At 57.9% G+C, this 3,133-nt stretch carries 3 protein-coding genes and 1 tRNA gene; 3 read left to right on the plus strand and 1 reads right to left on the minus strand.

Translation table 11 applies throughout. The features are described 5' to 3' along the window. Positions 1-7: 7 nt before the first annotated feature. Positions 8-97 (minus strand) — tRNA-Ser (locus JV201_RS21445). A 333-nt stretch (positions 98-430) separates the two neighbouring features. On the opposite strand from JV201_RS21445, the gene JV201_RS21450 reads away from it, so the two are divergent. The 3 genes from JV201_RS21450 to JV201_RS21460 all read left to right on the plus strand — a co-directional run. Continuing rightward, positions 431-1,120: a crotonase/enoyl-CoA hydratase family protein gene (locus JV201_RS21450; protein ID WP_102369687.1), complete on the plus strand. Its 690-nt coding sequence runs from the start codon at positions 431-433 to the stop codon at positions 1,118-1,120. 215 nt (positions 1,121-1,335) lie between these two features. Further along, positions 1,336-2,091, plus strand: a complete 756-nt coding sequence (locus JV201_RS21455; RefSeq protein ID WP_219406024.1) for a 1-acyl-sn-glycerol-3-phosphate acyltransferase — start codon at positions 1,336-1,338, stop codon at positions 2,089-2,091. A 71-nt stretch (positions 2,092-2,162) separates the two neighbouring features. Further along, a partial coding sequence (locus JV201_RS21460) for a magnesium and cobalt transport protein CorA (protein ID WP_004371189.1) occupies positions 2,163-3,133 on the plus strand: 971 nt, incomplete at its 3' end.

Consider the following 3,133-nt stretch of genomic DNA (forward strand, 5'->3'; position numbering starts at 1 on the left):
TCGAATTTGGCGGTGAAGGAGAGATTCGAACTCTCGATACAATTTCTTGTATACACACTTTCCAGGCGTGCTCCTTAAGCCACTCGGACACTTCACCGTATCTCGTCAAACTGATTCAGTCTGTCGAGGCGCGCTAATGTAGTCGAAAGCTTTTCCGATGGCAAAGGTTTTTTTCAGAATTTTCATGCGCTTAGGCGGTTATGCCGTTCCAGACCTCTGCGGCGCCATGCACACCACGGCGATTCTGCCATTCTCGGGCACTCACGGCGCTTGTCTATAGTAGCTGCTGCGCCTTGCCGAAGGCCGCCTGCGGGCGGGCATGGGGGAAAAGTCTGACTGGGTAGTCAGTCATGGCGCTTTACCAGGGCGGGCGCGGTGGGTAACGTCTGCCGTCTGTCCTTCTATTACAAGCATTACAAGGAATCGCGTCATGAGTGAGTTGATTGCCTACCACCTCGAAGACGGTATCGCGACCCTGACCCTGAGCAACGGCAAGGTGAATGCCATTTCGCCGGCAGTGGTCAGTGCGTTTAATCAAGCGCTGGATCAGGCCGAGAAGGATCGGGCGGTGGTGATCATCACGGGCACGCCGGGGATTTTGTCCGGTGGCTATGATTTGAAGGTGATGACCGCCGGCCCTAAAGAAGCGGTAAGCCTGGTGACGTCGGGCTCCACCCTCGCCCGCCGCCTGTTGTCGCACCCGTTCCCGGTGATCGTGGCGTGCCCCGGGCACGCGGTGGCCAAGGGCGCGTTCCTGTTGCTGTCGGCAGATTACCGAATCGGTGTGGACGGGCCTTTCAGCATTGGCCTGAATGAAGTGATGATCGGCATGACCATGCACCACGCCGGGATCGAGCTGGCGCGGGATCGTCTGCGTAAGTCGGCGTTCCACCGTTCGGTGATCAATGCCGAGATGTTTAACCCGCAGGACGCATTGGGCGCCGGGTTCCTGGATAAGGTGGTCGCGCCGGAAGAGTTGCAGGCCGCGGCGCTGGAAGCCGCTCGCCAACTGAAGAAGATCAATATGAACGCCCACAAACACACCAAGCTGAAGGTGCGTAAGGCGCTGCTGGAAGCCCTGGATGACGCGATCATTCAGGATCAGGGGCACTTGGGTTAATCAAACCTACGCCTGCTGAATCGAAGCCCGACCTTGAGTCGGGCTTTTTCTTACAAAGAATTCCGGATTGCCTACAACCGCTCTAGGCGGTGTCTGTCACGGCACGTTGAAACATGCGCTTAAACATCGCCTATCTTCCGACTCTATAGGGGCAATTGCCGAATACAGTGCACATCCGTACACTGCGCCACCTTTTGTCCCGATGGGCTGTGTCGATGCTTTTTTTGTTACGCATGTTGTTGATGGGCCTGCATTTTATGATTGCGGGCGTACTGGGCGTGCTGCTGGGGATCTGTCGGCCGTTCAATCCGGACAACAGCCGTTACTGCGCGCGCCTGTATGCGGTGCCGGCGATGTGGCTATTGCGCCTGCGAGTGAAGGCCGATGTCGACTCGCTGCGTCACAAGCCCAGCAGTTGCGTGATCATCGCCAACCATCAATCCAACTACGACCTGTTTGTGTTCGGCACCGTGGTGCCGTACCGCACGGTGTGTATCGGCAAGAAGAGCCTGAAGTGGGTGCCGTTGTTCGGACAGTTGTTCTGGCTGGCGGGCAATGTGTTGATCGACCGGGGCAATGCGCACAAGGCGCGGCGTTCGATGCTGACCACCACCCACACCTTGGCGCATGCCAACACCTCGATCTGGGTGTTCCCGGAAGGCACGCGCAACTTCGGTGAAACCCTGCTGCCGTTCAAGAAAGGCGCGTTCCAGATGGCGATCGCCGCAGGCGTGCCGATTGTGCAGGTGTGTGTCAGCACCTATGTGAAGCAGATGAAGCTCAATAGCTGGAACAGTGGCGATATTCTGATTCGCTCGTTGCCGCCGATTCCTACGAAGGGGCTGACGATGGATGACATGCCGCTGTTAATGCAGACCTGCCGCGAGCAAATGCGCGACTGCATCGAGGCGATGGACCGCGAGCTGCAAACCACGCCTGCAATCACGGCTGAACCCCGCCGAATTTGCTGACTCTGATTGGGCAGGGCAGCTAAGCTGCCTGACAGTTGTCATCTGCCATTCAAGAAGAAGCGATCAGCACTATGGGTAGAGTTGTTGCGGCCGCCGTCTATAGCGCCGGTAAGAAAGTCACCGATATCACCCTCGACGAAGGCGCCGCGTGGGCCGCCAAGCCTGACCACTTTGTGTGGATCGGCCTGGAGGAGCCCAGCGCGCTGGAACTGGCCAACCTGCAGCGCCAGTTCAACCTGCACGAACTGGCCATCGAAGACGCCCTGGAAAAACACAGCCGTCCCAAGCTTGAAACCTTCGGCGACGCGCTGTTTATCGTGACCTACTCACCGGTGCGCGATAACGGCAAGCTGGAGTTTATCGAAACCCATATCTTTGCCGGCAACGGCTACATCATCACCGCCCGCAACGGCCACTCGGCATCCTACGGCTATGTGCGCCAGCGCTGTGAGGCGCGGCCGCTGTTGCTGGAGCATGGGGAAGATTTCGTACTCTATGCGCTGCTGGATTTTGTTACCGAGAACTACCAGCCGGTGAGCGAGGCGATTCATGCCGAGGTCGATGAGCTGGAGCGCAACGTGTTGTGCAACTCCCTGAGTGAAGCGGATATCCAGAAGCTCCACGGCCTGCGCCGCGATGTGCTGCGACTGAAGCGCTATGTGGCACCGATGGTGGAGATCAGTCAGGAATTGCAGAAACTGAGCTTCCCGTTTATCGACAAGAACATGCGTCCGTACTTTCGCGATGTGCAGATTCACGTCACCCGGCAGATGGAAGACCTGACCACCTTGCGGGATATCGCCAGCCAGACCATCGAGATTGGGGTGTTGCTGGAAGCCTCGCGCCAAAGCGTGGTGCAACGCAAGTTTGCCGCGTGGGCAGCGATTCTGGCGTTCCCGACGGCGGTGGCCGGGATTTACGGGATGAACTTCCAGAACATGCCGGAGCTGCAGTGGCACTACGGCTATTTTGCGGTGCTGGGGTTTATTGCGGTGGGGTGTACAAGTTTGTGGGCCAGCTTCAAGCGTTCAGGCTGGCTGTA

Source organism: Pseudomonas sp. Colony2, from assembly GCF_019382755.1.
Lineage (GTDB): Bacteria > Pseudomonadota > Gammaproteobacteria > Pseudomonadales > Pseudomonadaceae > Aquipseudomonas.